Below are 25,809 nucleotides of genomic sequence, written 5' to 3'. Positions count from 1 at the left end.
CATGACGACGAAAGTGATTCACGCCGTAACCATTTCAGAAAGTTTGAGCTTTATGGATGGCCAATTGCGCTATTTGAAAGGCCGTGGATTCGAACCGAAAGCACTGAGTTCCAAAGGTCCCGGATTCGAAGAGTTTCAATCAAGCGAACAAGTGGAAATGCTTGAATTGCCGATGGATAGGGGCATCTCGCCGCTCCATGATCTGCAATCGCTTGCCCGCTGCATTGCATTATTTCGCCGGGAGCGGCCGCAAGTCGTCAATGCCAGCACGCCGAAAGCGGGGCTCATTGTAACCGTGGCGGCGCGTATTTGCCATGTGCCTGTCAGGGTTTACACGATGCGGGGGTTGAGAATGGAGACAACAGTAGGGTGGAAGCGCAATTTGTTATTGAATATGGAAAAAATCGCCGCTTCTTCCGCAACCCATTGTTTGGCGGTATCCGACAGTTTGAAGGAGCGGGCGATTGAATTCGGCATCGTCGCTGAAGAAAAAATCACCGTCCTCGGCAAAGGCAGCGGCGACGGATTTGATGTAGCGAAATTCCAATCTAGCCCTGAAATTGAGGCAGCCGCAATTAAACTGCGTGATCTTTATAAATTCAGCAAAGACGATATCGTTCTTGGGTTTGTCGGTAGGTTGACCAAAGACAAGGGAGTCAATGAACTGGTCGCGACTTTTAAACTGCTTAGCCAAAAAAACGGAAAGCTGCGCTTGCTGATTGTTGGCGATTACGAAGACGACGATCCGGTGGAAGAAAGCGTAAAGCAGGAAATCGAGAGCAATCCAAAAATCATTAAAACAGGGTTTGTTGCTGATCCGGTAGCGTACTACCATTTAATGGACATTTTCGTCTTCCTGACGAAACGTGAAGGTTTTGGCAATGTGTCCATTGAAGCAGCCTTGTGCGGGCTACCGGTCGTCGCCTCCGATGTCACGGGTGCGCGAAATACGATAATCGATGAAAAGACCGGTTTGCTGGTAGATCCTGAAAACTTGCAGGAAATCACGGAAACGATCGATAGGCTGATCGCCTCTGACAGTTTGCGCATTCGGTTTGGGGAAGCCGGGCGTGAATGGGCGAGTGCCAATTTCAGCAACGAGATGCTATGGAAAGAACTGGACAGTTTTTATAAAACCTGCCTCGGCGAATCACTGGTGCCAGCAGGCGAATTAAACTAGGGGATCCGGCCATGCGGGGGAAATCACAAACAAAGGGGAGTTTCATTTGAAAACACATTATTATATTGCATCTCCAGGGGTCCTTGGAGTCAAAACAAACATCAAAAAATTCGGATGGTCTTACGGGCATAATATCCCCGAAGGCACCATGGAACAATACGAACGCTGCGTGGTCCGCATGCAGGTCGAGCTGAAGGAATTCAATGATGATGCCGAACACGAAGGGATGGGGAAATATCATTATTTCAGCGGCATGCCTGGCGCGGATAAAATCTATTACACACGCAATTATGCAGGGATAGGCAGCATGCGTATTCGGGCAGAAGGATTTTTAACGGACGAGCCGAAAATCACCGTTAACCACGCTTATTATAAACTTATCATTCACCGGATCATGAACCTTCACTCCATACCTTATATTATGACTGATTTGGCCACTTTATTGCTATTGAAAAAAGGGTACGCGCCCATCCATTGTTCTGCGTTCAAAAAAGATAATTCTACAGTGACAGTTTTTGCGCCTTCCAATACGGGAAAAACCCTTAGTTGCATGACCGCATGTATGCAGTATGGCGCAGAATTTATTGCGGAAGATATGGCTATCACAGACGGAAATGCGATCCATTCTGTCCCGTGGACCAATAGTTTCAGAGATTATTCTGCAAAGGACCTTACCGGGAAGTCCAAATCTTCGCATGTAATCAATAGACTGTCATCGATCGGCAGCTATTTCAATAATAGAGGCGCACATCAAAAAGAGATGGCTGAATATCTCAGCCATATTCATCTTTCTGGAATAAATAAAGTCACGCATATCGCCATTCTTGAGAGAGGAGACAATCTAGTTAGAGAAACGGCTGAAATAGAGTCTTTGCAAAAAATAATGAACTTAAATCGCTATATTTTTAACTATCTCCGCTCGCCGCTTCTCACGGCCTATGAATTTTTCAATCCCGAACTGAGTATCGACCAAGCACTTGCCAATGAACGTGAAATCTTGACGAAATTGATCCGGGGCAGCGAGAAAGTATTCTCGGTGAAAAAGAATAACGCTACCCATTATGCGGCGGAATTATTGGAACAAATCGGCAGCCCGATTGCACCTGCCCCAGCGGTGCGAGGGGCCTGAAAGGGAGCGGTCCATCATGTCAGCGAAAGTATTGTACGCCATGACCATTGCCCAAAGCCTACAACTGGTGAAGGGGCAATTAAAGACATTGGAAATGCGCGGCTATGAGGTGAAAGCTTTGAGTTCAAAAGGCAGTTACGCAGAAATCTTTGAACAAGAAGAAGGCGTGAAGGTGCTGCACGTCAATATGGAACGTGAAATTGCCTTGAAACAAGACCTGAAGTCGTTGTTTGCCTGCATACGCGTCATTCGCTCCGAAAAGCCGGATATCGTCAATGCCGGAACGCCAAAAGCGGGGCTGATTGTGTCACTTGCCGCTTATTTCTGCAGGGTGCCTGTTCGCATCTATAATGTGCTGGGGTTGCGCCTCGAGACAACCGGAGGGATCAAGCGTCAAATCCTGTTGATGGCAGAGAAAATCGCCGCTGCATCGTCGACCCACCTGCTTGCGGTATCGCCGAGCCTAAAACGCCAGATTGTCGCTCTTGGCATTGCACCCGCTGATAAAATCAAGATTCTCGGTCATGGCAGCGTCAACGGCTTTGATCTGCAGCGTTTTGAACTGGATGACGATATGCAAGGGCGTGTGGAGAAAAAGCGCCAAGCATATGGATGGACCGGCGACGAACTTGTACTCGGGTCGATGGGGCGGATCACAAAAGACAAGGGCATCGACGAAACGGTGCGTGCTTTTACCGAGCTGCACGCGCAGCATCCGCATTTGCGGCTGCTCATCGTCGGCAATTACGAATCGGCAGATGCAGTTTCTGAGTGGACACGCAAGACGATCACGGATCATCCGTATATCGTCCACGAGGATTACCAATTGGACCCGGTACCGTTTTATTATTTAATGGATTTGTTTTTATTCCTGACAAAGCGTGAAGGGTTCGGCAATGTGTCTGCGGAAGCGGCGCTGACGGGAATGCCGGTCATTGCTGCGGACGTCACGGGCGCGCGCGATACCTTGGTGGACGGGGAAACCGGCTATTTGGTCGATCCCGACAGCCATGCAGATGTCATGGGGAAACTGGATAAGTTGATCAGCGATCCTGGATTGCGTGAAGCCATGGGGGCTGCAGGCCAGGAATGGGTACGCCACAATTTCAGCAATGAAACTTTGTGGGAAGAGATGGATCAATATTACCGAAGCTGCCTGCTGGAACGATCGAGTGTGCTCGGCGAAGCGCAGTGAAATCGGCTTGCACTTCATCAGTTTCCTGATTGCAAAACTTAAGCCAAACGAAAACCCGGCATAAGCATGCCGGGTTTTGTTTATGACTCATTCTTGTCTTGGGGCGATGCTGACTGGGCGGATGGAACCCCAAGGCGCCACGTCAATGGTAACTTCGAGGTCGACTGCTTCTTCAAGTTCAGGGCCTCGGCCTTGCTCGACGTAAAAGTTTTCAAGCTGTGGCGCGACAACACGGCGGTCGTATTTGCTGCCGTTGATAGCGCCGAAGAACGGGCGCTCTTCGATGCGGTCGATGACGGCGTAGCCATCTTCGCCTGTGGTCAAGGTGAAGTAGACGGCGCCATCGCGAATTCCGGCAGGCGCGTCGAGGTCCGGATATTGCAGCATGACGTATTCACCATAGAATGGATCGAACGGGTCGAATGGTTCAGCACGCAATAAGTATTGATCGCCGAACCAGGAAGTGGCGTAGAAGCTGACGACGAGCAATGCGACGAAGACAGTCTGTAAGGCAGGCATTAGCCATTTCTTCATGTCACTGCACCTTCTTTCTTGCGGTTAAGCCACCAGGCGATGCCTGACAGCACGAACAGCAGGATGGCGCCGATCAGGAAGAACAGCGACATGTCGAGCCGTTCCCACGCATAGATGACATAGATGACAAATTGGACGACGATGAAATAAGCGAAGCCCAAAGCGAGCGGCTGGTCTTGGCGCTGGGCGATGATCAAATAGGCGAGCGCGGTCAATTCTGCAACGATGGCCAGGGCAATGGCCGTTTCATCGAAGAGCATGAAGCCGACAAGCCCGAGCGTGCCAAGCCACATCAAATGGCGTTCGCGGAAGTAAGCGACTGCGATCACTAGGGCTCCCGCTGCTGCAAGGGCGATTGATTCAGGCAGGGACAACTCGGCGAAAGCCATATCGCTTTCCCCGCGGATCGCCAGGAAGACGATGAGCTGGATCCCGCCAATGATCAGATAAAGCGGGCTTAATAGCTTCTGCTTGTCTTTTGGGATCAGCAGCACGAGCAACACTAGCGCAAACAAGGTCCAGATCGGCACAAGCGGGCTGTCGATATCCCATATGCTCCACACAAGAAAACCAGAACCGAGCAATAACAGCCAGCTGAAGATCATCGTCGTTCCATCTTTGCTCAGGAAGAACCAAGCGAGCGTGACGGCAATGAACAGAAGCCATTCGATCAAGCCGATGCCAGGAGCTGCCGAGGTCAGGATGGTGATCCCGCTAATGAACGCCAATACTGTAAAGGCGGAGTGGCGCCAGATGAAGAAATGTGCAATAGCGGCAATGAACAAGGCCCATGGCACAATGCTGGAACCGGTTCCGAGATGAAAAGTTTGGCCGGTGACGATTAAACTTGCCCCGAACATCACATATCCGAGTATGCGGAAAATGACGGGATGGCCAAAATGTTTTTTCTCGGAGAAATACGCGAGTACATAGAAAATCCACATGAGCGATACGACCATGCCGACTTTCGCGATAGCCGGTATAGCTTGCCAGTTCGCGGCAATAAAACTGAAGACAGCGAGCGCGAAAAAGATCAAGCCAATGATGAGCAAAAGAGGCAGTTTGCGTTTTTTCGGCTGTCGGGTTTCAAACGCTTGGATGCGCTCAGCTGTCTCTTGATCGATGAGCCCTTCAGCACGCCACTGGGCGAGCTTGCGTTCCCATTCCATATAGGACACCTCCCTAATTATTAACTGTATTATAAACCTATATTGTCAGAAATGACAGAAAGCGTGCCTAGTTGTATAGGTCTTTTTTATTATTTCAGCTTGTGTATTAATTGATTTCAAACGGAGTGTTGTTGGATGGATATATCTAATGTAAGTATAGGAAAAAACTCATTGAAAGAGGGTTAAAGCTGTTTTGTAGCGAAAGTTAAAATACATCTATAAATTACAAAGACACTGTATATTGGCAATGACAGTTTAGGTTCATGATTTTGTAAGGGGTGAGTGAAAGAGGTGGAGTTTGTATACGAATGGATGGGCCATATCCAGTTGGGAGTATTTGTGCTGGCGCCGCTATTATTGCCATGGTGGCTGAAACGGTATATCTGGCTTGGTTTCGTGACAGTCGGGTATGTACTTTACATAGCTTGGGGGCTGTATCTTCAAGCTACGGGAACTATGGAAGAGTTCGGGACCGGTTTCGGCATGATGATCCTGCCGTATTTGGCGGGAATCTCATTGTTCGGCTATGTGCTTCAGAAATCGATCGATCATGCGAGGCATAACGGTTCGGAGGAATAGAAAAGGGAGTGGATATTTTTGATCATCGATCCTGCACAACAAACGAGCAAGGAAAATTATAAATTGCTGATTGGCAGTGTGTTGCCTCGGCCGATTGCTTGGGTATCGTCTGTATCGTCCGGCGGCGAGTTGAATTTGGCGCCTTTCAGTTTTTTTACGGTCGCTTCGCGCAATCCGCCGATGGTGATCTTTTCGATAGGTGAAGGGGTCGAAGCAAGAATGGGGACAGTAAAAGACACTCTCACGAATATCCGGGAGCGGGGCGAGTTTGTCGTCAACATCGTTTCGGCACCACTCGCGAATGAAATGGCGAAAAGTGGCGAGCATGTCGCGCCGGATGTCGATGAATTCGCTTATGTTGGATTGACGCCTGTCTCATCTGAAGTGGTTTCAGTACCGTGCGTAAAAGAATCGCCCGTCAGCATGGAATGTGAATTGGTGCAGGTCATTCCGCTTGGCGACGATCATCTCGTCATCGGCAAAGTGCTGCGCTTCCATATCGACGATGAATTATATGACAAGGGAAGAATCGATACGAAAAAACTTGCACCGATTGGACGGCTTGCCGGAAATTATTCGCCTGTAGAATCAATGTTTTCACTGCCGAATGAGCAATTGGAGGAATATTTGCGGACACCGGTAGATAAAGACCGGGAGTAGCCGCGCCCAAGAGGAGGGATGTTTCATGGCCTTACAGCTTGAAAATCTCAGATTCGAACGTTTGCGTCGGGAACATTTGCCGCAGCTTTATGAATGGATCACGAAAGAGCCGCAGATCAACCGGTTTTGGGGCTATAGCTATAATGGCACTTACGGGGAGTTCGTGCGCGAATTCGTCGGCAGCATCAAAGGACGGGATCCGACAAAGCCGTATCTCATCTATTACCTGGAGCAACCAATTGGATATATCCAGACATTTCGCTGGAGCGATTATCCAGGCAGTGAACAATTTGAGGAATTACAGCGAGCAGCTGGCCTGGATATTCTCATCGGCGCGCCTGCCTATCGCGGCAAAGGCTTCGGCCAAGCGATCATCCGGCGCTTTTTGGAAGAAGTGGTGTTTCGCGACGGTTCCTTGACTTGCTGCGTCACCGATCCCGATATCCGCAACAAGCCGGCGATTCGTGCCTACGAAAAGGTCGGGTTTGAAATTATCCGGCGAGTAGAGGAAGTTTCAGAAATTACACGGCCGGTGTGGTTTATGCGCGTCGGGCGCCAGCAACTGGAACGAAAAAAACCCTAGCCATTTTCGGCTAGGGTTTTAATTTTTGTTCGGCATCGCGGATGGCTTGTTCCATGAAGCGCATCGGGTGGTCGAGCATCTTGCCGTGACCGACGGCGAGAAAGCTTGGGTGCAGTAAAGTCAACTTTTTAGCGCTGTTGAGTGCTGTTTGCTTGTCCCATGTCGCCAGGGCTGGAAACGGGAACAGCGGCTTGAAAGTGCCAGAAACTGCAGTGCCTCCACATGTCTGAAAAGCATCTCCTGCGAGGAGGACGCCGGTGCGTCTATCGAAAAAGGAAATGGATCCTGGGGAATGCCCAGGAGATAGGACGACTTCAAGTGAGCCGACTCGGTCGCCTTCTTGCAGCAGCCGATCGGGTATTGTCTGGATATTTTTCGGGATTCCGCCCTTGACGGGTTTGCCTGCATCTTCAGGCGAAGCACTTTTGTCCCCCGAGAGAATTTTTGCTTCCCTTTCCGAGATCGAAACTTGTGCCGAGGGAAACTGTTTTTTCAAAGCATCGAGTGCACCGACGTGATCGATATGGGCATGCGTCAGCGCGATTTCTGTAATTGGTTTGCCGATGGTTTTTGCCGCCAGCGCGATATCCCTTGCCGCGAATCCCAAAGCGCAATCGACAAGCGTCAAGCCTTCCTGTTCTTCGACCAAATAACAATTCACCGGAAATACTCTAGGCATAAAAGCCAATTGATAGACATTCTGCACTTTCTTGACCCGCATAACCGCCAACTCCTTTTGGATGATTACTGTCATTTTAGCGCAATCGGCCGATGAAATGAAGCTGGGGGGCAAATAGTTGTGCAGGAAACAAAGCTGGCGCATAATGTCCGTAGATTGTTTTTAACTGAGGAGGAAAAAGTGTTGGTTAAGTTAAAAGGCGTAGTGCCTGTCATGCGCAACCTGAAGGAATTTGAACGGCTGCTTGCCAGTGACCAGGAAACCATCATTTTTCTGGAAGTCCGGCTCGCCCAGCTCAAGCCGCTTGTCGCTGCTGCCAAGAAAGCTGGCAAGAAAGTCATCTTGCATGCCGATTTGATTCAAGGCTTGAAGACGGACGCTTACGGCATTGAGTATTTGGTCCGGGAAGTGAAACCGGACGGCATCGTCTCAACAAGAAGCAATGTCATCGCTCTTGCAAAGAAAAATAAATTGACAACGATCCAGCGATTGTTCCTGCTCGACAGCCATGCGCTTGAACATAATTTGAGCTTGATCGATCAAGTAAAACCTGATTACATCGAGTTGTTGCCGGGGCTCATCCCGTCGATCATCAAAGAAGTGCACGAACGTACCGGCATTCCCATCATTGCAGGCGGCTTGATCCGCACAAGAGAAGATATCGAACTTGCCTACCAAGGCGGGGCAGAAGCCGTTTCAACATCCCAGGCAGAACTATGGGATACGTGATTCTGTAAAGCCCGTCCATCTGCGATCGTTCTTCACAAAGAAGGCGTGCCGATTTTTTCAGTTTCCAGTACTCCTAAACAAGCCCGAATTAATTGTTGACAGCGTTTTCAAAAACTGCTAAATTGATTTTACAAGTTAAGGACCGTGCAGGAGAAAAGAGATCCGCATCGGACAAGGCCCAGTCTATTGGGCCTTCGTTCAGTGCGGATTTTTTTGTGGCCGGTTTTTGATTATACATGGAGATTCTGTTGGACAGCGTGCCTTGTCATTCGGCAGGTTCGATAAAAGCGGAGGATCTGAAAAAGGGGTGTATGGAAAATGACAATATTTTTAGCAGAATTGATCGGTACGATGATCCTTATCATTTTTGGTGCTGGTGTCGTAGCAGGCGTAACGTTGAAAGACTCAAAAGCGGAGAACGGAGGATGGATCGTCATCACGATTGCGTGGGGGCTCGCGGTAACAATGGGCGTTTACGCAGTCGGGAATTTCTCGGGAGCGCATTTGAATCCGGCAGTCACTTTAGGTTTTGCATCTGTCGGTGAACTTCCATGGTCACAGGTGCCGGTTTATATAACCGCACAAATTCTGGGTGCCATCATCGGTGCCGTCATCGTCTTCTTCAACTATCTTCCTCACTGGGCAAGAACGAAAGAAGCGGAAACAAAGCTTGGCGTTTTTGCAACAATTCCGGCTATCCGCCGCCCGTTTTCCAACTTGATCAGTGAAATCGTCGGGACTTTCGTTTTGGTCATGGGTCTGTTGTTCATCGGCGCCAATGATTTTACGGAAGGCTTGAACCCGTTGATCGTCGGCGCGCTCATCATCGCGATTGGCATGTCGCTTGGCGGCACAACAGGATACGCAATCAACCCTGCTCGTGATTTAGGGCCGCGTATCGCACACGCGTTGCTGCCGATTCCAGGAAAAGGAAAGTCTGACTGGAGCTACGCTTGGGTGCCGATTGTCGGCCCGGCTTTCGGGGGGATTTACGGGGCAGTTTTCTACAAAGCCTTGTTCACTGGAGATTACGGTTTGCCATTCTTCGCATTAAGTTTAGTGCTTGTCCTGGTATTTATCGGTACAGCCAGTGTAGAATTGAAAAATGGTCGAGCGAAGGCCAAGCAATTGAAAGAAAAAACCATTTAATAAGTTAGCGGAGGAGATTCCAGTGAGTAAAAAATATATTTTATCGATCGACCAAGGAACAACCAGTTCACGGGCGGTCCTGTTGAACCATGCAGGCGAGATTGTTGGTACGGGCCAGCAGGAGTTCCAGCAATTTTTCCCGAAACCGGGTTGGGTCGAGCACGACGCCAATGAAATTTGGACTTCCGTCCTGGCGTGTATCGCAGAAGTTTTGCGCAAAACAGACGTCGATCCCTCTGAAATTTCGGGTATCGGGATCACCAACCAGCGTGAGACAACTGTTGTATGGGATCGCAATACAGGCAAGCCGATCTATAAAGCGATTGTTTGGCAATCGCGCCAAACGGACGGCATTTGCAACGAATTGAAAGACCAGGGATTGAACGATACATTCCGCAAAAAAACCGGCCTTTTGATCGACGCGTACTTCTCCGGCACGAAAGTGAAATGGATCCTTGACAATGTCGAAGGCGCGAGAGAAAAAGCGGACAATGGCGATTTGATGTTCGGCACCATCGACACATGGCTCGTCTACCGTTTATCAGGCGGTTCGACGCACATCACTGATTACAGCAATGCATCCCGTACGCTCATGTACAATATCCACGATCTTGAGTGGGACGATGAACTGCTCGACATCCTGACAGTGCCGAAGAGCATGCTGCCGGAAGTACGCCAGTCATCTGAAATTTATGCACATACTATTAATTATCATTTCTTCGGACATGAAGTGCCGATTGCAGGGATCGCCGGCGACCAGCAGGCAGCCTTATTCGGCCAAGCATGCTTTGAAAAAGGCATGGCGAAAAACACTTACGGAACTGGATGTTTCATGCTGATGAACACTGGCGAGAAAGCAGTCGAATCCGAACATGGCTTGTTAACGACACTTGCTTGGGGTGTTGATGGAAAAGTTGAGTATGCTCTCGAAGGCAGTATTTTCGTGGCAGGTTCTGCAATCCAGTGGCTGCGCGACGGGCTGCAGGTTATCGAGACGGCACCTGAGAGCGAAGATTTTGCAAAACAAGTGGAATCGACAGATGGCGTCTATATGGTGCCGGCATTTGTCGGCCTCGGTACGCCTTATTGGGATACCGATGCGAGAGGCGCTGTATTCGGCTTGACGCGCGGCACGACAAAAGCACATTTCATTCGTGCGACACTTGAGGCGCTCGCATATCAGACAAAAGACGTTGTAGATGTTATGATAGAAGATGCAGGGATTGAATTGAAGACTTTGCGCGTTGATGGCGGCGCAGTCGGCAACGATATGCTGATGCAGTTCCAATCGGATTTGCTTCACGTACCTGTTGAACGCCCACGCATTCAAGAAACGACGGCGATTGGGGCTGCTTACTTGGCAGGACTGGCTACTGGATTCTGGAAAGACAAAGACGAGATTGCCGCACAATGGCAGTTGGATAAAACTTACGAGCCGGAAATGTCCGACGAAACAAGCGAGCGACTGTATACAGGCTGGCAAAATGCGGTAGCCGCAACTCGCACATTCAAGCCCGTCAACTAAACTTACAAGTTAATCACACGAGAGATAAATGGCCGGAGACGAAGAGAGACCATGCCAGGACAGCAGATATAACTCTGCGGCTGTGTACAGGTCTCTCTTTTTAATATGGAATATATTGGAAAAGGAGTCGGTTAAGAATGAAATTCTCAAGCCTAGAACGCACAAAAACTTATGGACAAATGAAACAAGCGCCACTTGATGTATTGATCATCGGGGGCGGGATCACAGGAGCGGGAATCGCGCTCGATGCTGCAGCACGCGGCGTCCGTGCAGGAGTCATGGAAATGCAGGATTTTGCAGCAGGGACTTCAAGCCGTTCAACGAAACTCGTGCACGGTGGTTTGCGTTATTTGAAACAATTTGAAGTGAAGATGGTTGCAGAAGTCGGCAAAGAACGCGAAATCGTTTATGAAAACGGGCCGCACGTCACGACACCTGAATGGATGATGCTGCCATTCCACAAAGGCGGCACATTCGGGCCACTCAGCACAAACGTCGGCTTGCGCGTCTACGATTTCCTGGCAGGCGTCAAAAGAAGTGAACGCCGCCGCATGTTTTCGCGTGATGAAGCAATCCGCCGCGAGCCGCTTGTGAAACAACAGGGACTCAAAGGTGCAGGTTATTATGTCGAATACAAGACAGACGATGCGCGCTTGACGATGGAAGTCATGAAAAAAGCTGTTGAAAAAGGCACGCTGGCAATGAACTACGTGAAAGTGAAAGGCTTCCTTTACGACAACGGCAAAGTGGTCGGCGTCGTAGCAGAAGACCAGCTTGACGGCTCGATCCACGAAATATTTGCGAAGAAAATCGTCAATGCGGCAGGCCCTTGGGTCGATACATTGCGCGAAGAAGACAAATCGAAAAAAGGCAAAACGTTGCAGCTGACAAAAGGGATTCACTTGGTATTTGACCAGTCGCGCTTCCCGCTCAAACAGGCCATCTATTTTGACATGCCGGACGGCCGCATGGCATTCGCCATCCCGCGCCAAGGCAAAGTTTATGTCGGCACAACTGATACGGTATACAAACAAGATATCGCGCACCCGACGATGACAACAGAAGACCGTGACTACGTTCTCGAAGCCGTTAACTTCATGTTCCCGGACGTCTCGATTACAGCGGCTGATATCGAATCGAGCTGGGCAGGATTGCGTCCGCTGATCCACGAAGAAGGCAAAGACCCATCCGAGATTTCCCGTAAAGACGAAATCTTCGTATCGGATTCTGGCTTGATTTCAATCGCGGGCGGCAAGCTCACCGGCTACCGTAAAATGGGCGAGAGCATCATGGACTTGGTCACCAAACAGCTTCAAGAGGAATATGGTACTTCTTTCAAGAAAGTATCGACGAAGAAAATGGCGCTTTCCGGCGGAGAAGTCGGCGGTTCTAAAGGATTCAAGGAATTCAAAACCGATCGCTTGAAACGGGCGGCCGAGTTTGGGCTCACCGAAGATGCGATGGAAATGCTTGTCAATCGCTATGGCGCGAACGTCGACCATGTGCTGAGTCATTATACAGACGGTTTGGCTGATGCCGCATCGCATAATCTCGATCCGCTCGTCTATGCAATGCTGCAATACGGTATCGAATCGGAAGCAGTTTGCAAACCGGTTGATTTCTTCATCCGCCGTACAGGCGCACTGTATTTTGATATCCATTGGGTGCATGCCCATAAGGAAGCCGCTGCCGATTATATGGCAGGCGTCTTCAACTGGACAACTCAACAGAAAGAGCGTTATGTGGAAGAGCTGGAAATCCTTCTCCACGAAGCCGTTATTCCGACTCCTCAATCCGAATTAAGTAAATAAGCATCAATAGTTTCGACAGCTTCTTGTCATTCATTTGACGAGAAGCTGTTTTTTTGATTAAAATAATAAAAATTGTGCCTATAGTGCTAAGTCGGGGGTTTCAGAGGATAGAGAATAATATCCATTTTTATCTAAATTCAAAAGAATTTTTACATTGTCTAGGCATTTGTCCTGAAAGGTCGTATAATTTTTGTAAATAACTATTTGAATTATCAGAAAATAAAGAGTGGAAGACTACGGGATGTGAGGAGAATGACCATGAAACAGACAACTACAGCATTGGCGGCTATAACCTTAGCCCTTTCTCTGGTAGGTATCGGAACGGCTGGACAAGCCCAAGCCGCAACAGACAAGCCGGTGGACCGTGTCATTGTCAAACTGCGAGATGACGGCGCATTAAAAAACAAAGCTGCCGCGCAGCAGGTCGAGACAGCGGAAACAGGCAACGCGCAAATCGTCACACTTGAAGTGCCGGCAGGGCAGAGTGTGGAATCGTTTATCACAGAGCTTTCTAGTCAAGGTGATGTTGAGTATGCAGAACCCGACGGGCGTGTGGAGCTGGCCGCGATACCGAGCGACCCGTTTTATGCAGGATATCAATACCATCATCGGCTCATCGGTTCCGAAGCTGCCTGGGACAAGACGACCGGAAAAGCTGATGTGCTTGTGGCGGTGATTGATGATGGATTTGACTTGGCGCATCCCGATTTGTCTGGAAGGGTTTTGTCCCCTTTTAACGTAATCACCGGAAAATCTGGCAGTGTCAGTGTAGAAATTCACGGGACCCATGTAGCAGGGCTTATTGCGGGAAATATGAACAATGAATTATTTGGAGTCGGTGTGGCGCCCTCGACGAGCATCCTGCCGATCGATGTGTTCGACGGCGAAGATGGGTTTATCTCAGATGTTGCTGCTGGCGTATACTACGCGGTAGATAGTGGGGCGGACATCATCAATATGAGCCTGGTTGCTTATTCAGACACAAATCTCTTGAGAGAAGCTGTGCAGTATGCGCATTCCAAAAACGTTCTTGTCGTGGCGGCAGCCGGCAACGATGGCATTAGTTCCCCTTATTATCCGGCGGCCTATCAAAATGTAATGTCGGTAGCTTCGACCGATGCCGCCGACCAGCACTCCGATTTTTCTAATTTCGGAAAAACCATCGATATTGCGGCGCCGGGATCCAACGTTTTTTCCATCTTTCCAGGTGAGTCATTTGGCGGATTGGATGGAACATCTATGTCCACACCGATCGTTTCCGGTGCTGCGGCTCTATTGAAAGCGAATGAGCCAAAACTCAGCAATACCGATATCGCCGGGCGCTTGATGCTGACTGCGAAAGACCTTGGCGCTGCTGGAAAAGACGTGTATTACGGACACGGCCGCTTGAATATCGATCGTGCATTGACGTTGGACGCCAGCCATTGGTCAAACCGTTTGTCCGGTGCAACACGCTACGAAACAGCGGCGGCCATCTCCAAGGCAGGTTGGAGCTCTGCTTCGACGGTTATCATCGCTACAGGGAATGACTTTCCTGATGCCTTGGCGGGCGGGCCGCTCGCCTATCAGGAAAACGCCCCGATCTTGCTGACAAAAGGGGATCATCTCCATCCGGCTACTGTCGCTGAAATCCGCCGTTTAAAACCTGAAAAAGCCATACTTCTTGGCAGCAAAGGTGCACTTTCGGCAACGGTTGAAACTCAAGTGAGGCAGCTGGTCAATGAAGTCGATCGTATCGGCGGCAAAACTCGCTATGAAACAGCAGCCATGATTGCAAAAAGAATCACGAGTGACCGGGCAGTGGTCTCCAATGGCCAGAACTTCCCGGATGTTCTCTCTGTATCGCCTTACGCAGCGAAACATGGCATCCCGATTTTGCTGACGCGCAGTGGCACATTGCCTGCAGAAACAAAAGCGGCGCTGTCCGGTAAAGGCGCAACAATCGTCACTGGTGGCACAGGGGCTATCAGCAATGCCGTCATGGCGCAATTGCCTGGAGCCACACGCTATGGTGGAGCCAATCGCTTTGACACTGGCAAATTGATTAACCAGGGCTTACCCATGGGGAAACAGAAAGCTTATATTGCGACCGGTGCGAATTTCCCTGACGCATTAGCGGGGGCAGTCCTTGCAGCTAAAGCAGACGCCCCGATTCTCTTGACTGCCGCAAACTCGATTCCACCTTCAACGAAAAGCTTACTTTCTTCATATCCGGCGTATACAATCTTCGGCAGTAAAGGCGCCGTTACACCTGATGTGAAGTTTGAGATCGACCTACAATTAAAATAATCAATGGCTCGGATTTTTCTGACTCTTTCCTCTAAAAATATTTCCTTCTTTCCTTTACATACCTTCAGGGATTTCAGGGTAAAGGAAGTTAACGGACAGAATAAGCCGCAGCAGCTACTATATTGGAGGATGAAAAGATGAGAAAGATGAACCGCGGAATGATCACGTCACTCGGGGCGATCGGCATCGCACAAGGATTAAAAATCGTCACGCATAAAGTGGTGGCAGGGAAATGGGATTGGCAGCAAGCATTTACGACTGGCGGCATGCCAAGCTCCCACTCAGCAGGTGTATCGGCACTCGCTGCATACGTCGCTTCCAATAAAGGCGCACGCCATACAGAAACCGCACTCGCAGTCGTATTCGGAGCCATCGTCATGTATGATGCGCAAGGCATACGCCGCCACACAGGCGAAATCGCGCGTTTGGTCAATGACCTCGAGGACAGCTTTACAAAAATTTCGGGAGAGTTCCCGAGTTTTGAATTTGTGGAGCGCGATAAAGAGTTAAAAGAACTGCTCGGTCATCAGCCGATCGAAGTAGCCGCAGGAGCTGCATTCGGCACCTTGCTCGGCATCGTTGCCGCGAAGATCGAGAACCGCGAACGTGATTTGGAGCAGCAAAAACGGTTGCCATATAACGGGCGCATGACCCGTGCAGATTACAGATAAAGAAAAACCACTGAAACCGCTGATACAGCGGTTTTTTTCTTTGCGCTGAAAATAGAATGTAAAGTTTGTTAAGTATTGATGAAGACTGTCGATAAAGGGGTTACGAGGATAGACAAATCGGTTAGCCTAGAAGTGAAAGCAGACCAATTCGAAGGAGGAAGATCATTTGAAGATTTCTGCTCTGAACATTTCACTTTCTGCACTCGCTTTTGGGATGGTATTCATGGCACATTTCGAACCCGTAACGTTTGCAAGCGAGAATTCACCGGGCGGCAAAAAGTATGAGCCGGGGCGTGAAGTAATTGAGCGCCTTGGCCCTCAAAGCGATGTGGAACAAGAATTGGAACAGCTAGAACGCCATGTAGACAGCAAAAGCACATTGACCATTGAAGAGTATCAAGAGATTCAAGGACAGTTGGATGAACTGCTGCAGCGCGTAAACGACCAAGCGAAAGCAAGCGGGGAAGCGGATGCGCAGTTATTCGGAGAGGCCCTGGAACTACAGGAGACACTCACCGGTATCGACGTCCGATGATCTTGCCGAGAATTCCCATAGAAGCAAGTGTAGAAAGCGATGCTGAGGCATTGCTTTTTTTTTAGTGGAGATTGCACTTAAGGAAGGATGCTTTGTCTCAAGTGTCATAGAGCAAACGAATTATATTAGCGTGATCAGTTTTAATCAGCCATATAAAGGCAAATGGAATAGTCGCAAAAGGCTTTTGCGATTATCAAGTCTAACTAGGCGGCCACTGCCAGCGGATACATCCAATTAACGGAAATATTTCCTTGCACGTAATATGCAGAGAAATCTTAAGGTGAACCCAGAAGAGCGAGGAGATTATTCAGAGGTGAAACAGACAACAAACTACTCATTTGGCTTTCTGGTCCAACTAAGTAACATAAACCACCGAAAGAAAGAACCTCTTAATAATGTATTGCAGCTGGCAAGTTCTAATCTCCTATCCACTTATTACAAAAGCATTTCCCAAAAGAACGAGACGGTAATTTTATTCGATTTCTGATGATGTCAGGAAAAATGGCGCTTTAAGCATTTTTGATGAGTATAAAGGCTCATCAAAAACGTTCAGAATTTTGAAATTTATTACCAAATAAGGACAAAATATTACAAAGGCAACCTAAGGTGGAGGTTTGGCGTTCTAAGGTTTATAATGAAGAAAATTCGGGGATAAATTATGTCCGGCAGGAGGTACAGCTATGAAATGCACAAAGTGTGGCACGATGAATGATGAGTCTGCAAAGTTCTGTGATAATTGCGGAGCTCCGCTTTCCACAAGAAAGCAACGCAAACCGAAGCGCAATAAATTCATGTATGCGCTCGTGTTGTTGGCCGTATTATTGGGGCTTGGATTTGGATTAGGCCAGTTATTGGGAGAGGAAGAACCGGAAGTGGCATTGCCGCAGGAAGACACCGAAGCGGCGGAGGAAGTGCCTGAAGAGGTGCCTGAGGAAGAACCGGTGGAAGAAGAGCCGGCACAAGAGCCAGCAGAAGAGCCAGTTGAAGAAGAAATGCCGGTAGAAGAACCGGAAACGCAAGTATCTTCTGAAGAACCGGTTGAAGGCACGGTGACCAAAGCAGAAAATATTACTCACCCTTCCGACCAAGAAGAGAAAGTCGAGCCGAAGAAAAAAGACAAGACGGCTGTCATTAAAGGTGCTCAATCACGTGTCTACACGATTTTGGCTGAAGGCGGCCAAGGTTCCGGGTTCTTATTTACGGAAACAGGCATGGTCGTGACCAACGCCCACGTGGTGTCGGGTTATACGGATGTCATTGTACGCAATATCAATGGCCAAGACCATGAAGGAACCGTTGTCGGGATTTCAGCTGAATCCGACATTGCTTTAATCCAAGTAAATGATTTGACTGGCATCGAACCTTTGGATGTCGAGATGGGAGCAACCGATGTCGGAACGGAAGTTATCGCTCTTGGCAGCCCTTCCGGTTTTGAGAATACCGCGTCTATGGGGTATTTAACTGGCATCGACCGTGATTTCTACCAGGAATTCACTTACGAAAATATCTACCAGATCGATGCTGCACTGGCGCCGGGATCTAGCGGCGGGCCGCTGCTCGATGCAGGAACCGGAAAAGTAATCGGCATCAACTCGCTGCTGTTCCCGGAAGGGGATTCAATCGGATTTTCCATCCCGCTCTATTCGATGTATGACCAATTGGATGCATGGGCGAAAAACCCAATGAGCCGTGAAGCGGTCGCCGAGATTTTCCCTGTCTACGATGATTTCGACAGCAACTACGAAGACGAAGATTATGAATTCGACTACAGCACGACGCATGAATTCACGGAAGAGTCTTTGACGGAATTTGTCGTGAGCTATCAGGAATTCTACGAATTGGCATTACAGGAAGAAGATTTCTATTATGTCCAGAACTTGCTGGTCTATCAAAGCGATATTTACAATAGCATGATTGAGTATATCGACCAGATTGCCGGTAAAAACATGGAACATATCTTTAATAAGCTTGATATCACCAATATCGAGATCAAGGAAGATCATGCCCTTGTCTATACAGAAGAAGCGTTTGAATTCAAGGACGCGGAAGGCAATTGGTCGTTGCAGGAACGTACGAAAGTGTATACGATCGTCATGGACGATTACGGATTCTTCTATATTTCCGACATCGTCAACGTAGAATAGTGAAAAGCCCTGAATGCGAATTCAGGGCTTTTCTGTTGCATGCAAAAAGACCGCAGCCTCCCAAAGGGAAGCTGCGGTCTTTTGTTTAGCTGCTCGAGACAAGGTCAGCCACGAGAATATAGCGTTCTGGCGCATAGCCGACGAAATCGAAAGGATAGCAGGTCGAGACGGTCAAAGTGGCACGCGGTTTTGGGACAATGACAGTGCGATCGTCTTCATCGACGATGCGCACTTGGCGAACACGGTATGTGAACGTGCCGTCAGCAGTGTGGACGATGAACTCATCGCCTTTTCCGACCTTTCCGAGTTCCCGGAATACCGTGTCGCGATGCCCTGACAAGACGGAATTATCGTCTTCCCCGGGCAAGACGCTGCCTGCATAATGGCCGACGCCTTTTTCCAGCTCGTCTTCATCGGTGCCGTGGATGATCGGCAAGCTTGCGCCCAGTTTCGGGATGATCAGTTCGCCCATTAAATCGCCTATTTGCGGATCGGACGGATAGCGAATGTCTTTCGGGAGCTGTGTTGTTTCCGCTGGCTTTTCAATAATTTCTGGTTCCTCAATTGAAACCTCAGGGGATTCGACAGCTTCTGCATCCGGCAAAGATACTTTGGCGTTTGTCGTCTGCAGTTTGGGCGCAAAATCCTCTGCAGAGACTGAATCTGCTTTGTATAGAAGATAGCCCTTCGCGAAAGTTGCAGCCTGTGTACCACTGAACCATAGGCCGAAGACGATCATTCCGGCCGCCGCAATTGTCATCAACCAGGAAATTCGCTTTTTGTTCATGACGTGGGTTTCACCCGTGCACGTCTGAACAACAAAGCGCCGAAAGCGATAAAGCCCAGCCCAAGTGCTGCGTTTTGCGCGAAATCACTGGCTGTTTTCGGAAGTTTTCCGCCTTTGACGGTTTGATTCGTGTTATCCGCTGTTTGTTTAGGTGGCGGGGTAACCGTCGGGGTGCTGTTTTCCAACTCTTTTCCGGTGTCGACGATAAGATCAGAACCGAACATGTCAGCGGTCAACAGGATATCTGCCAAAAAATCGCCTTCTAAGTTATAAAGTTCAATCAACAGGTCATAGCCATCCGTCGACTCGAGAGAGATGAGAGATTGGACGCTCATTTCTTTTTTCTCATCGCCTTTGACGAAATAATACTTGGCTTCCATTTCGAAAATTTCCATGAATTCATCGTAGATTGACAAGAGTTCTGCGATTTGTTCTGCGGACAGTTCAGTTACCGTTGAGAAATCTTCAATCGCCATCATGCGCTCGCTGAGTGCCATTAAGCGTTGTTCGAATTCCGGATTCGTATAATCGAGCGTTTCAAAATGCTCTGCGAGGCGCTCAAGTTCCTGTTCGGTCACGCCGAATTCGGCAAATACACCTTCCATGTCCAGGTCGAAAAGCCATTCTTCCTGATAGAACATGATAGAGCTCTCCAAGTCCTCGATAAACTCGTAATCTGCGAGGGAATCATCAAACAAATTGAGGAATTCTTCGAGCTCATCTTTTGAAGTGAAACCGAAATCCTCAAGTAATGTGGCCAAATTCGCTTCAGTAATTGGTGTTAATTCTTCTTCAAAGTTTAAATAGAAGTCGAGTGAATCTTCCAGTTCTTCCGTGAAAATGATGAAGTCCCCGTCCAATACATCTACACCTGCATCCAAATCACCGAACTCTTCGAGCAGGCTGTTCAATTCAGCGCGTGTCAATTCGTAGGTACTCATAATTTGTGAAAGGCTGTCTTCTGTGAGCGGCGTGCCGAGATCTGCGGAAGAATAAAAATCATCCAGCGTCCAGCCTTTGCTGTCTAAATAATCGATGTAATCCGCTTTTTCCCAGCCGATTTCGCTTAATAAGCGGTTAAACCCGCGGTCATCCTCTGATATGGCGAAGGCCGGGACTGTTCCGATCGCTATAGCCAGTATGAGGGAAGTAATAAGTGTTAATGCAGCTTTCATTTAAATCCTCCTATATGTGAAATAAATGGAATATCTAGAATAGTATAGTCTTGAATAGTGACTTTTAGAATAGGTCTATTAGATTATAAGGTATTTTCTTTTAAATAGTTTGCTGGATTTTTTTCAACAAAACAAAAAATTGTTCGAATTGTCTTGCTTTTATATTATTCATTATCGTATAGTCTATACAATAATGAATAATCGAGGTGAAATATGCACGGACATTTACTTGTACCGGATGCTGTTGAAGAAGTTATGGCGATGCACGATGAAGACATCATCATCACGAACCGTGAAGGGCGCATCATTAAAGTAACGGAAATGAGCGGATTGCATTATGGATTGGAACCCGCCGCCCTGCTTGGCCGCTCAATCTACGAGTTGGAGCAGGAAGGCATATTTACGCCAGCAGTCACGCCACTTGTCATTGAACGAAAGAAAAAACTGGTGCTTGTCCAGGAAACGGCAACGGGTAAAAAAATGCTCATTACTGGGATGCCGGTATTCGATGAGCAGCGTGAGGTAGAATACGTCATCAGTTATTCCTATGAAGTATCAGAACTGATGGTCATAAAAGAATATCTGGAATCACTGGAAATGGAAATGGACCGGGTCAAGGGGGAATTGGCGTATTTGCGGGGCCGTCAATTATCGGTCGATGGAGTCATCGCCCAAAGCGTGCAGACCGAACGCGCGCTGCGCAGTGCGATGAAACTGGCTGAATATGATGCTTCCTTGGTGATCGAAGGGCCGCGTGGAACCGGCAAAAGTTTATTTGCCAAGCTTATTCACCAGCGCAGTGCGAGAAAGGATGAAGCCTTTATCGAAGTTGATTGCGGCGCAATTCCGGAAACGATCTTCGTTGAATCGTTTGAAGGCGAAGGCGGCTATTTCGGCCTGGCACAGGGCGGGACGCTCGTTTTGAATGAAATTGATCAGTTGTCAGGCCGAGCGCAGTCAATGCTGGAAAAATTGCTTGGGGAAAAACGCGATATCCGATTGATTGCCATCAGTGAAACCTCATTAGAAGAACGCACGCAAGAAGGCAGGTTTCGGGAAGCGTTATTTTATCTATTGCATGTGTCGCTCATCAGGCTTTCGGGGCTGCGGGAACGGCCAGAAGACCTTGAAGCGCATTTATCTCAGACGATCGAAGCGCTCGGGGAAAAATACGGCGTCCGGAAAAAATTGGCGGATACGGCATATGTCCATCTATTGCAATTGGATTGGCCCGGCAATGTCCGCGAGGTGCGCAATGTGCTCGAACGCAGCTATCTCGAAAGCGAGCACGGTGAAATCCGTCTCGAAGATTTACCCGCGAGCTATCGCCCGGCGAAAGACGAACAAGTCGGCATCGAACTCGAAGGGCGCAGTTTGCCGCATTTGCTCGATGTGGTCGAGAAAAAAGTATTGGAAAATGCCAAAAAGCGCTACCGCACAACGACTGAAATGGCGGAACGGCTGGGCATCAGCCAGCCTTCGGTCGTGCGCAAGTTGAAAAAACACGCGATCGCAACAGGAAAGGATGAAGACTTATGACAATGAAACAAACACAGGGCTGGATGGAAATGACGAACTCTATCGGCAATCTGCTGGCGCCGAGCATGGCGAAAGACCATCCGAATCTACCGGTCGTCAAAGCGGAAGGCTGCTATTACTACGGAGCGGATGGGCGCACTTATTTGGATTTCACATCCGGCATCGCGGTCGAGAATGTCGGGCATCGCCATCCGAAAGTCGTCCAGGCGATCAAAGACGGGGCGGACCATCTGATCCACGGGCCGTCCGGGGTCATCATCTATGAATCGATTTTGAAGCTGGCATACGAACTACAGCAGATTATGCCGGGGAAACTAGATAACTTCTTTTTCGCCAATAGCGGGACAGAAGCGATCGAAGGCGGCATCAAACTTGCGAAATATGTCACGAAACGCCCATACGTCGTTTCGTTCACCGGCTGTTTCCACGGCCGCTCGATGGGAGCTCTCAGCGTGTCAACTTCGAAAAGCAAATACCGCAAGCATATGCAGCCATCTTGGCTGACCTATCAATTGCCGTATGCGCATCCAGATGATTTACCAGAAGGTGCGGACCCGAAAGTGTTCTTCCCTGAAAAGCTGGAACGCGACATCGAAAAACTCTTCAATCACCAAGTGACGCCGGAAGAAGTGGCTTGTATCATTCTGGAGCCGGTACTTGGCGAAGGCGGCTACATCATCCCGCCCAAAGAATGGCTGGCAAAAGTGCGTGAAATCTGCGACCGCCACGGCATCCTGCTCATATTCGATGAAGTTCAGACCGGTTTTGGCCGTACCGGCAATTGGTTCGCTGCACAGACATTTGGCGTGACTCCGGACATCATGGCGGTCGCGAAAGGCATCGCTGCCGGGCTCCCGCTCAGCGCCACGGTCGCTTCGAAAGAATTGATGGATCAATGGCCGCTTGGCACGCATGGCACGACATTTGGCGGCAATCCGCTCGCCTGTTCTGCGGCACTTGCATCGATTGAAGTGCTGAAAGAAGAGCAGCTATTGGAGAATACCCAGAAGCTCGGTGCCTATGCCCTTGAAGAGCTAGATAAGTTGAAGCAAAAACATCCGGTCATTCGCGAAGTGCGCGGTGTCGGGCTCATGATCGGCATCGAATTGATGGATCCAAAAACCAAAAACCCAGATGGGAAAGCGGTCATGGAAGTATTGGATGATTGCCTGAAGCAAGGGGTGTTGTTCTATCTATGCGGCAATTCGGGGGAAGTCATCCGGATGATTCCGCCGTTGACAGTTACAAAAGAGCAGATTGACGAAGGCATCAAAGTGCTGGATCAGGCATTAACGAATTTGCAGTCATAATCGAAGGGGATTATACAAAAGGGGGAAACGTTCATGACCAGCTTTCCAAAAGAGAAACCGGCATTATCGCCATCTGCTACATGGAAATTCATCATCCCATCATTAATCGGCGCTTTATTATTTTTAGTGCCTGTTTCATATGATGGGCAAATTACAATAGGGGTCGGTATTTTGGCCTCATTCCTGCTCAGTACATTCGGAGAGTGGATTCCTGGATTCATCCTGGTTCTTCTCGGGTTCTCTGCATTCGCGGGCTTAGCAGCGAGCATCGTAAAACCTGGCTTTATCCAAAATTCTGAGATGCTTCGGCCGATTTTCATTATCGGCCCTATCAGCTTGGCGATACGTTTTATCGGATTTGCGGTCGGTGTCATGGCGTTTTATGAAATCGGTCCTGCAGCAATCGCTTCGCGCAACACAGGCGGTGTCGTGCTTTATGACCTGGCTCCGGTATTGTTGACATGGTTCTTATTTGCCGGCATTCTATTGCCGCTGCTTGTTGAATTCGGCTTGATGGAATTCGTCGGGACTTTGCTCAATAAAATCATGCGTCCAGTGTTCACGCTTCCGGGGCGTTCGTCGATCGATGCGATGGCTTCCTGGATGGGCGCTGCGCCAGTTGGCGTTCTCGTGACGATGAAACAATACGACGAAGGCTATTACACGAAACGTGAAGCTGCTGTCATTGCGACAACTTTCTCGATCGCTTCTGTTGCGTTCAGCCTGGTCGTCGCAAATGTTATTGGCATCGGCCACCTATTCTTGCCATTTTATTTGGCGGTTTCAGTTGCTTGCCTTATCGCGGCGGTCATCATGCCCCGCATTCCGCCTTTGTCCCGTAAAACCGATACATACCGGGAAGGTGTCGGAAAACAAATCGACGACAGTGTTCCTGAAAATGTGTCCTTATTCAAATGGGGATTTGAAGCGGCGCGCTTGAAAGCGAGCAGAGCCGCAAGTGGCAAGAAACTTGCACAGTCTGGTATCGGCACAGTCATGGATATCTGGCTAGGGTTAATCCCGCTGGTTATGGCTCTTGGAACGGCCGCGCTGGTCATTGCGGAATATACGCCGATTTTCCGTATCATCGCTTATCCGCTCATTCCGCTATTGACGTTTTTAGGCTTGCCGGAAGCGGCACAAGCGGCGCCGACTTTGTTGGTTGGATTTGCGGATATGTTCTTGCCGGCAGTGCTTGGCAGCGGCATTGAAAGTGATTTGACGAAATTTGTCATCGCAGGCATGTCACTCACCCAGTTAATCTATATGTCGGAAATCGGCATCTTGATCCTGAAATCGAATATTCCTGTGAAGTTCTGGGAACTGTTAGTTATTTTCCTCTTGCGTACAGCAATCACTTTGCCGGTCATCGTCTTGTTTGCGCATCTTTTCGTTTAAGCAAGAGCCTCCACTATGCTGGAGGCTTTTTTGCTTTTTCGAAACAATGCTATACTCTCAAGTAAACGATTGCATTAGGAAAGGTGAGAAGGTCCATGAAGATTACAAAAGCAATCATCCCGGCAGCAGGCCTCGGTACGCGTTTCTTGCCGGCGACAAAAGCAATGCCGAAAGAAATGCTGCCAATTGTCGATAAGCCAACCATCCAGTATATTGTCGAAGAAGCAATTGCATCCGGCATCACCAGCATCATCATTGTCACAGGAAAAGGAAAGCGCGCCATTGAGGACCATTTCGACCATGCCTTTGAACTTGAGCATATTCTGAAAGAGCAAGGTAAGCTCGATATGCTCGACTCGGTTCTTGCCACATCCGAAGTGGAAATCCATTATATCCGCCAAAAACAGCCCTTAGGATTAGGGCATGCCATTTGGTCAGCCCGTCATTTTATTGGTGATGAACCGTTTGCAGTACTACTGGGAGATGATATCGTCCAGAACGATCCTCCAGCGCTTCACCAGTTAATCGAGCAGTTCGAGAAAACAGACAGCCCGGTTATCGGGGTCAAAGAAGTAAGTGATAGTGAAACGCATCGCTATGGTATCATTGCGCCAGCAGAAATCGACGGGGATCTTATGAAAGTCGACCATTTTGTCGAGAAGCCGGAGCCTGGCCATGCACCCTCGAACTTTGCCATCATGGGCAGGTACGTGCTGACACCGGAAATTTTTCGCTTGCTGGCTGAGCAGAAACCGGGGGCTGGCGGGGAAATCCAATTGACCGATGCCATCGAAAAACTCAATACAATACGAGCTGTTCGGGCGTTTGCGTTCGAAGGAAAACGCTACGATGTAGGCGAAAAATACGGGTTTATCGAAACGACGATTGAATTTGCCTTGCAGCGCCCCGAATTGAAAGCGCGATTACTGGAGCTATTCGAGAAGAAATTGGCCGAGGAAAAGACAGGCCAATAGTTTGTGATAGTGATTGAATTTTCTGATAATAAATGACATACTTGATATACGTTCAGCTGAATGGA

At 48.8% G+C, this 25,809-nt stretch carries 23 protein-coding genes; 18 read left to right on the top strand and 5 right to left on the bottom strand.

Features of this window, described 5'->3' with window-relative positions; genetic code table 11:
• Position 1: 1 nt before the first annotated feature.
• From G3255_RS12525 to G3255_RS12515, 3 genes are read left to right on the top strand one after another with little or no spacing between them, the layout of a single operon-like run.
• Positions 2-1,180, top strand: coding sequence for a glycosyltransferase family 4 protein (locus G3255_RS12525; RefSeq protein WP_211654765.1), 1,179 nt, complete (start codon positions 2-4; stop codon positions 1,178-1,180).
• Positions 1,181-1,226: 46 nt separating this feature from the next.
• Positions 1,227-2,309, top strand: a complete 1,083-nt coding sequence (locus G3255_RS12520; protein ID WP_211654764.1) for a hypothetical protein — start codon at positions 1,227-1,229, stop codon at positions 2,307-2,309.
• Positions 2,310-2,325: 16 nt separating this feature from the next.
• On the top strand, positions 2,326-3,504 hold the full coding sequence (locus G3255_RS12515; protein ID WP_211654763.1) for a glycosyltransferase family 4 protein: 1,179 nt from the start codon (positions 2,326-2,328) through the stop codon (positions 3,502-3,504).
• An 87-nt stretch (positions 3,505-3,591) separates the two neighbouring features.
• On the opposite strand, the gene G3255_RS12510 is transcribed toward G3255_RS12515, so the two are convergent.
• Together G3255_RS12510 and G3255_RS12505 are read right to left on the bottom strand one after the other, a co-directional pair.
• On the bottom strand, positions 3,592-4,038 hold the full coding sequence (locus tag G3255_RS12510) for a GDYXXLXY domain-containing protein (protein ID WP_211654762.1): 447 nt from the start codon (positions 4,036-4,038) through the stop codon (positions 3,592-3,594).
• Positions 4,035-5,207, bottom strand: coding sequence for a DUF2157 domain-containing protein (locus G3255_RS12505; protein ID WP_211654761.1), 1,173 nt, complete (start codon positions 5,205-5,207; stop codon positions 4,035-4,037). Before G3255_RS12505 ends, G3255_RS12510 begins: the two co-directional genes overlap by 4 nt.
• A 291-nt stretch (positions 5,208-5,498) precedes the next feature.
• On the opposite strand from G3255_RS12505, the gene G3255_RS12500 reads away from it, so the two are divergent.
• Genes G3255_RS12500 through G3255_RS12490 form a run of 3 tightly spaced genes read left to right on the top strand, consistent with a single transcriptional unit; the run spans position 5,499 to position 7,029 of the window.
• A complete protein-coding gene (locus tag G3255_RS12500) occupies positions 5,499-5,786 on the top strand; it encodes a hypothetical protein (RefSeq protein WP_211654760.1) in 288 nt (95 codons plus the stop codon).
• An 18-nt stretch (positions 5,787-5,804) separates the two neighbouring features.
• Positions 5,805-6,446: a flavin reductase family protein gene (locus G3255_RS12495; protein ID WP_211654759.1), complete on the top strand. Its 642-nt coding sequence runs from the start codon at positions 5,805-5,807 to the stop codon at positions 6,444-6,446.
• A 25-nt stretch (positions 6,447-6,471) separates the two neighbouring features.
• Positions 6,472-7,029 carry a GNAT family N-acetyltransferase gene (locus G3255_RS12490; RefSeq protein WP_211654758.1) on the top strand — a complete coding sequence of 186 codons (558 nt, stop codon included), beginning with the start codon at positions 6,472-6,474 and terminating at the stop codon, positions 7,027-7,029.
• 10 nt (positions 7,030-7,039) lie between these two features.
• On the opposite strand, the gene G3255_RS12485 is transcribed toward G3255_RS12490, so the two are convergent.
• Positions 7,040-7,750, bottom strand: coding sequence for an MBL fold metallo-hydrolase (locus G3255_RS12485; RefSeq protein ID WP_211654757.1), 711 nt, complete (start codon positions 7,748-7,750; stop codon positions 7,040-7,042).
• Between the two features lie 141 nt (positions 7,751-7,891).
• On the opposite strand from G3255_RS12485, the gene G3255_RS12480 reads away from it, so the two are divergent.
• The 8 genes from G3255_RS12480 to G3255_RS12445 all read left to right on the top strand — a co-directional run bounded on the left by G3255_RS12480 (position 7,892) and on the right by G3255_RS12445 (position 18,561).
• Complete coding sequence (locus G3255_RS12480) at positions 7,892-8,437, top strand: glycerol-3-phosphate responsive antiterminator (RefSeq protein ID WP_058383237.1); 546 nt, start codon at positions 7,892-7,894, stop codon at positions 8,435-8,437.
• A 318-nt stretch (positions 8,438-8,755) separates the two neighbouring features.
• Complete coding sequence (locus G3255_RS12475) at positions 8,756-9,586, top strand: MIP/aquaporin family protein (RefSeq protein WP_211654756.1); 831 nt, start codon at positions 8,756-8,758, stop codon at positions 9,584-9,586.
• Between the two features lie 22 nt (positions 9,587-9,608).
• Positions 9,609-11,111: a glycerol kinase GlpK gene (gene glpK, locus G3255_RS12470; protein WP_211654755.1), complete on the top strand. Its 1,503-nt coding sequence runs from the start codon at positions 9,609-9,611 to the stop codon at positions 11,109-11,111.
• Positions 11,112-11,248: 137 nt separating this feature from the next.
• The gene (locus G3255_RS12465; protein ID WP_211654754.1) at positions 11,249-12,922 is read left to right on the top strand and encodes a glycerol-3-phosphate dehydrogenase/oxidase; all 1,674 of its coding nucleotides are present in this window, start codon (positions 11,249-11,251) and stop codon (positions 12,920-12,922) included.
• A 258-nt stretch (positions 12,923-13,180) separates the two neighbouring features.
• Positions 13,181-15,211 (top strand): S8 family serine peptidase, encoded by a 2,031-nt coding sequence (locus G3255_RS12460; protein ID WP_211654753.1) that lies wholly within the window; start codon positions 13,181-13,183, stop codon positions 15,209-15,211.
• 137 nt (positions 15,212-15,348) lie between these two features.
• On the top strand, positions 15,349-15,882 hold the full coding sequence (locus tag G3255_RS12455; RefSeq protein WP_211654752.1) for a divergent PAP2 family protein: 534 nt from the start codon (positions 15,349-15,351) through the stop codon (positions 15,880-15,882).
• Positions 15,883-16,048: 166 nt separating this feature from the next.
• Positions 16,049-16,417, top strand: coding sequence for a hypothetical protein (locus tag G3255_RS12450; RefSeq protein ID WP_211654751.1), 369 nt, complete (start codon positions 16,049-16,051; stop codon positions 16,415-16,417).
• A gap of 680 nt (positions 16,418-17,097) precedes the next feature.
• Positions 17,098-18,561, top strand: a complete 1,464-nt coding sequence (locus G3255_RS12445; RefSeq protein ID WP_211654750.1) for a trypsin-like peptidase domain-containing protein — start codon at positions 17,098-17,100, stop codon at positions 18,559-18,561.
• Positions 18,562-18,646: 85 nt separating this feature from the next.
• Here G3255_RS12445 and srtD read toward each other — a convergent pair whose 3' ends face one another.
• On the bottom strand, positions 18,647-19,300 hold the full coding sequence (srtD, locus tag G3255_RS12440; RefSeq protein WP_442757091.1) for a class D sortase, LPxTATN-specific: 654 nt from the start codon (positions 19,298-19,300) through the stop codon (positions 18,647-18,649).
• A 44-nt stretch (positions 19,301-19,344) separates the two neighbouring features.
• A complete protein-coding gene (locus tag G3255_RS12435) occupies positions 19,345-20,523 on the bottom strand; it encodes a processed acidic surface protein (protein WP_211654748.1) in 1,179 nt (392 codons plus the stop codon).
• 213 nt (positions 20,524-20,736) lie between these two features.
• Between G3255_RS12435 and G3255_RS12430 the strand changes: the two genes are divergently transcribed.
• From G3255_RS12430 to galU, 4 genes are all read left to right on the top strand, one after another.
• The gene (locus G3255_RS12430) at positions 20,737-22,062 is read left to right on the top strand and encodes a sigma 54-interacting transcriptional regulator (protein ID WP_211654747.1); all 1,326 of its coding nucleotides are present in this window, start codon (positions 20,737-20,739) and stop codon (positions 22,060-22,062) included.
• Positions 22,059-23,372 carry an aspartate aminotransferase family protein gene (locus tag G3255_RS12425; RefSeq protein WP_211654746.1) on the top strand — a complete coding sequence of 438 codons (1,314 nt, stop codon included), beginning with the start codon at positions 22,059-22,061 and terminating at the stop codon, positions 23,370-23,372. The genes G3255_RS12430 and G3255_RS12425 overlap by 4 nt, the downstream gene beginning before the upstream one ends.
• 33 nt (positions 23,373-23,405) lie before the next feature.
• Positions 23,406-24,770, top strand: coding sequence for a YjiH family protein (locus G3255_RS12420; RefSeq protein WP_211654745.1), 1,365 nt, complete (start codon positions 23,406-23,408; stop codon positions 24,768-24,770).
• 95 nt (positions 24,771-24,865) lie between these two features.
• The gene (gene galU, locus G3255_RS12415) at positions 24,866-25,744 is read left to right on the top strand and encodes a UTP--glucose-1-phosphate uridylyltransferase GalU (RefSeq protein WP_211654744.1); all 879 of its coding nucleotides are present in this window, start codon (positions 24,866-24,868) and stop codon (positions 25,742-25,744) included.
• Positions 25,745-25,809: the final 65 nt, after the last annotated feature.

Origin of the sequence: Planococcus sp. MSAK28401 (genome assembly GCF_018283455.1) — a bacterium.
Classification (GTDB): Bacteria; Bacillota; Bacilli; order Bacillales_A; family Planococcaceae; genus Planococcus; species Planococcus alpniumensis.
Note: the sequence above shows the minus strand (reverse complement) of the source record. Positions and strands in the feature narration are given on the sequence as shown.

Bases quoted from the DNA above. Each gene is read 5' to 3' on its own strand.
- G3255_RS12525 (WP_211654765.1), top strand. From the start codon at position 2: ATGACGACGAAAGTGATTCACGCCGTAACCATTTCAGAAAGTTTGAGC.
- G3255_RS12515 (WP_211654763.1), top strand. From the start codon at position 2,326: ATGTCAGCGAAAGTATTGTACGCCATGACCATTGCCCAAAGCCTACAA.
- G3255_RS12510 (WP_211654762.1), bottom strand. From the start codon at position 4,038: ATGAAGAAATGGCTAATGCCTGCCTTACAGACTGTCTTCGTCGCATTG.
- G3255_RS12505 (WP_211654761.1), bottom strand. From the start codon at position 5,207: ATGGAATGGGAACGCAAGCTCGCCCAGTGGCGTGCTGAAGGGCTCATC.
- G3255_RS12490 (WP_211654758.1), top strand. From the start codon at position 6,472: ATGGCCTTACAGCTTGAAAATCTCAGATTCGAACGTTTGCGTCGGGAA.
- G3255_RS12485 (WP_211654757.1), bottom strand. From the start codon at position 7,750: ATGCGGGTCAAGAAAGTGCAGAATGTCTATCAATTGGCTTTTATGCCT.
- G3255_RS12475 (WP_211654756.1), top strand. From the start codon at position 8,756: ATGACAATATTTTTAGCAGAATTGATCGGTACGATGATCCTTATCATT.
- G3255_RS12465 (WP_211654754.1), top strand. From the start codon at position 11,249: ATGAAATTCTCAAGCCTAGAACGCACAAAAACTTATGGACAAATGAAA.
- G3255_RS12460 (WP_211654753.1), top strand. From the start codon at position 13,181: ATGAAACAGACAACTACAGCATTGGCGGCTATAACCTTAGCCCTTTCT.
- G3255_RS12455 (WP_211654752.1), top strand. From the start codon at position 15,349: ATGAGAAAGATGAACCGCGGAATGATCACGTCACTCGGGGCGATCGGC.
- G3255_RS12445 (WP_211654750.1), top strand. From the start codon at position 17,098: ATGAAATGCACAAAGTGTGGCACGATGAATGATGAGTCTGCAAAGTTC.
- srtD (WP_442757091.1), bottom strand. From the start codon at position 19,300: ATGATCGTCTTCGGCCTATGGTTCAGTGGTACACAGGCTGCAACTTTC.
- G3255_RS12435 (WP_211654748.1), bottom strand. From the start codon at position 20,523: ATGAAAGCTGCATTAACACTTATTACTTCCCTCATACTGGCTATAGCG.
- G3255_RS12430 (WP_211654747.1), top strand. From the start codon at position 20,737: ATGCACGGACATTTACTTGTACCGGATGCTGTTGAAGAAGTTATGGCG.
- G3255_RS12425 (WP_211654746.1), top strand. From the start codon at position 22,059: ATGACAATGAAACAAACACAGGGCTGGATGGAAATGACGAACTCTATC.
- G3255_RS12420 (WP_211654745.1), top strand. From the start codon at position 23,406: ATGACCAGCTTTCCAAAAGAGAAACCGGCATTATCGCCATCTGCTACA.
- galU (WP_211654744.1), top strand. From the start codon at position 24,866: ATGAAGATTACAAAAGCAATCATCCCGGCAGCAGGCCTCGGTACGCGT.